Source organism: Ruegeria sp. CDSB117, assembly GCF_059611005.1.
Window position 1 is genome coordinate 1 of record NZ_JBXWOS010000063.1, and the last position, 3,427, is coordinate 3,427.

The 3,427-nt window shown below is 52.6% G+C and carries 3 protein-coding genes; 2 read left to right on the plus strand and 1 reads right to left on the minus strand.

Annotated features, from left to right (window positions below):
• The first annotated feature begins 313 nt into the window (after positions 1-313).
• Together AC2FJC_RS23745 and AC2FJC_RS23750 are read left to right on the plus strand one after the other, a co-directional pair.
• Entirely contained in the window at positions 314-1,078 is a 765-nt protein-coding gene (locus AC2FJC_RS23745; protein ID WP_496742180.1) for a TetR/AcrR family transcriptional regulator, read from the plus strand.
• 122 nt (positions 1,079-1,200) lie between these two features.
• A complete protein-coding gene (locus AC2FJC_RS23750) occupies positions 1,201-2,307 on the plus strand; it encodes an alkene reductase (protein ID WP_496742182.1) in 1,107 nt (368 codons plus the stop codon).
• A gap of 662 nt (positions 2,308-2,969) precedes the next feature.
• Here AC2FJC_RS23750 and AC2FJC_RS23755 read toward each other — a convergent pair.
• Positions 2,970-3,326 carry an ATP-binding domain-containing protein gene (locus AC2FJC_RS23755; RefSeq protein ID WP_496742184.1) on the minus strand — a complete coding sequence of 119 codons (357 nt, stop codon included), beginning with the start codon at positions 3,324-3,326 and terminating at the stop codon, positions 2,970-2,972.
• Positions 3,327-3,427 lie beyond the last annotated feature (101 nt).

Sequence of the window (3,427 nt, forward strand, 5' to 3'; positions counted from 1 at the left end):
ATTAAACTTCAGCTAACCTCGTTTTTTTTGCCTAACGCGCGGAAATTATTGTTGGTTTGCTTACGACGACCCGCCGTTCTAATGCTCGTAAAACCAGTTCTGAATTCTTGGCTTTGTTACTCATTGGAGTATTAATCCTCACAAGCTGAGGGCATTGGCCATGAATCTACCGAACCAATCTCTGGTTTGTTAGTGATCAACATCAACGCGTTGGACAAAGCCGCCAGTCATTCTGTCCAGTGTTGGAAACTAGTACCGAGCGCGGGCTCTCTTTTCTACGATCACGATCCTCGTCGTCTGACACTCCGGCAAAATGACAAACAGTCCTGATCCTAAGATTAGCGTGACACCAAGCGGGATGGGGAGGTTTTGTATTTCTACCGACCTAAATTCCTTTCTCTGGTCACAATACGGACTGACCATTCCAAAAATTTCCTACCGCCACCTTGAATTTCTGGACCAATCATTCCAAATCATCCGCATGAGCAAAAAAACTCTCCCAAATGGCGACATCAAGCCATCCGCAGGTCCAGGTAGACCTCGTGCCTTTGACGAAGCTGAGGCATTGGAAAAAGCCTTGTGTGTATTTTGGCACAAGGGCTACGAGACCGCGTCCCTGGACGATCTGACCAAGGCCATGGGTTTGAGTCGGTCTAGCTTCTATGGTGCGTTCGGCAACAAGCAGGCTTTGTTTCACAAAGCCCTCAGCCACTATTCAAGGCGTGGTTTGAAAGAGCTGCGTGACGTTGCTGATGCAGGCGGAGATGACCCTGTTGGTGCGATAATGGAAGCTTTGGCGAACCCGCAAGGCGGCCGTGATGGCTGCATGCTTATCAACTGCCTGACGGAACTTGCTCCTCATGATGATGAAGTGGCGGCTCTCGGGCGGCAGCATTTGGAGAATATTGACGAGATTATTGCGAGAGCGCTTGAGCCTTCGGATCCGGGACAGGCCCTCAACAAGGCACGCGCCTTTGCGTCCCTTGCAATCGGAACACTAGCCTTGCGCAAGGCGGGCGTTCCCGCTGAGCAGATATCGCAAACCCTGAAACAAGCCCGGTTGGTGATTTCGCCATAAGGCCTCCCGCCGCCATAAAGAAATGAAACCTAAAACAAACTCAATCATGAGACAGTGACCCTAATATTGGACTGATTGGTCCAATAATATCTGAACGAAGTTTACCAAAGAAGGAAGCAGCAATGGCTGATGAAAAACTGTTCTCCGGCATCAAAGCTGGTGCAATCGAGCTGAAAAACCGCGTTGTCATGGCGCCACTGACCCGCAACCGGGCAAGGGCAGAAGATGACAGCGTTCATGAATTGCAGGCCGAATACTACGCCCAGCGGGCGGGTGCTGGTCTGATCATCACAGAAGCTTCGCAAATCTCGCCTCAAGGCAAAGGCTATGCCTGGACGCCCGGCATTTATTCCGAAACACAGATAGAAGGCTGGAAAAAAGTGACTGAGGCCGTCCATGCAAAGGGTGGCAAGATCGTGATCCAGCTTTGGCATGTGGGTCGGATTTCCCATACCAGCTTGCAACAGGACGGTGGCGCCCCTGTTGCACCATCCGCAATTGGAGCTAAGGCCAAGACGTTTGATGGTGAGCAGTTTGTTGAAACATCTGAACCGCGGGCTCTGGCCATCGAAGAAATTGCTGGCATCGTTGCGGACTACCGGAGGGCCGCGGAAAACGCCAAAGAGGCCGGTTTCGACGGTGTCGAGGTCCACGCAGCCAACGGATACCTTATTGATCAATTCCTGCGGGACGAATCCAATAAGCGTGAAGACGAATACGGCGGTCCTGTCGAGAATAGAGCACGGTTCCTGAAAGAGGTCATGGACGTGGTTGTCGATGTCTGGGGCGCCGACCGCGTTGGTGTCCGCCTCAGCCCATTCTCGGACGCCAACAACATCTCCGACAGCGACCCACAGGCGACATTCACCCATGCGGTCAAATTGCTGAATGGTTATGGGCTGGCCTATCTCCATCTCGTGGAGGGACAGACCGGCGGCCCGCGCGATATTCCGGAAGGTGGCGATCTGAAGGCGCTCTATAAATTGTTTGACGGTGCGAAAATGGGCAACAACGCTTATGACCGGGAAATGGCGGTTGAAGCGGTTGAAACCGGAGCTGTCGATTTGGTGGCCTTTGGCCGGCCGTTCATTTCCAACCCTGATCTTGTCAACCGGTTGGAGAAAGGCGCCGCTCTGAATGAGCTCGATCCAACTACCCTCTACGGCGGCAATGAAAAAGGGTACACCGATTACCCGGCACTAGCAGAGGAAGCGGTTGCCGCAGAGTAATACATCGCTCTAGCCTCCGTAGTGACAGGCAATAAAAAATAGAGTGAGCGCGCCGATTTGGACGCGCTCACCTCGCGGTTACGGCAATATCCTTTCTTGAAGCCGGGATCTAACACAAGCCTACGAATGAACTGCTTCCCTATGATCAGGGTTAAATATTTCCAATCAGAATGCACTTTTGATTGAGAGGCGCCCGGTTTTAGTTGAAGAAGATGTGCGGTGACTACCATCAATTGAACGCGTTTCTCGAACAGCGCATTGTTATGGGCAAATCGTGCAAACTTATGCGCAAATGGCGCGCAATATTTTGGGCGAATGTCTTCAATTTTTGTGAGTAAAATCAATGGCGGGGATGCAGCGTTATGAGCGCCCCTACAGATCTTGTAGGATCACCCAAAATCGTTCGCGGCACCCATAATCGTTCGCGAGCGAATTTGGGACTGATCGGCAGAAACATGGGTATCGCTGCTACCGCTATTCGCTGCCGCTCGACTAAAATCAGTCGGGTACTGAATACGTTGGCTCGGGCACAAAACCACGCGCACAAGAGCGGCGCGGGCTGTCCGAAAAATCAAAATAGTGGGTGGAGTAATCGGTCGTTTGTTGCAGTCGCGACCCAACCGGCGAATTGCGAAGAGGATTGCGCGTCAAGCCGCCCACTATCAATCGATCAGGGGACTGGCCGTTCGGGGGCGCACAAGTAGGACAAAGCTGCGCGCCCGGGTAATTCCGACGCGCAAAAGCCGCCGCGATGGCGCAAAGTCGGGCGCTTCGTGCTCGAGGAGGAAGGGGCTGGAATATATGCCTTCAACCATTACGACGCCGTCAAACTCTTTCCCCTTGGATTTGTGCATAGTCATAAGTGAGACACCCTTGGGAACATTCTCAAGACCGATCAGCTTCTCCTGATCGAGCACACTGCGGATCATGCGCGCCGCTCCATCATAGGTCGCCCGCTCTAACCAGCGACCAGACAGCGCTGTCGCCAGCGCATCAGACGCGCGGAACAGTCTCACCATCCGCGAATCGTGAAAGATCGCTTTTAGGTTCTGGATCCATTAATTTTGTTGCTGCTGTCTCTGTTGCATGCTTCAAGCCACTGAGTTTCAGAGGTGTATCA

Excerpts from the sequence above, each read along its gene's own strand:
- AC2FJC_RS23755 (WP_496742184.1), bottom strand. The coding sequence starts at position 3,326 with ATGGTGAGACTGTTCCGCGCGTCTGATGCGCTGGCGACAGCGCTGTCT.
- AC2FJC_RS23745 (WP_496742180.1), top strand. The coding sequence starts at position 314 with ATGACAAACAGTCCTGATCCTAAGATTAGCGTGACACCAAGCGGGATG.
- AC2FJC_RS23750 (WP_496742182.1), top strand. The coding sequence starts at position 1,201 with ATGGCTGATGAAAAACTGTTCTCCGGCATCAAAGCTGGTGCAATCGAG.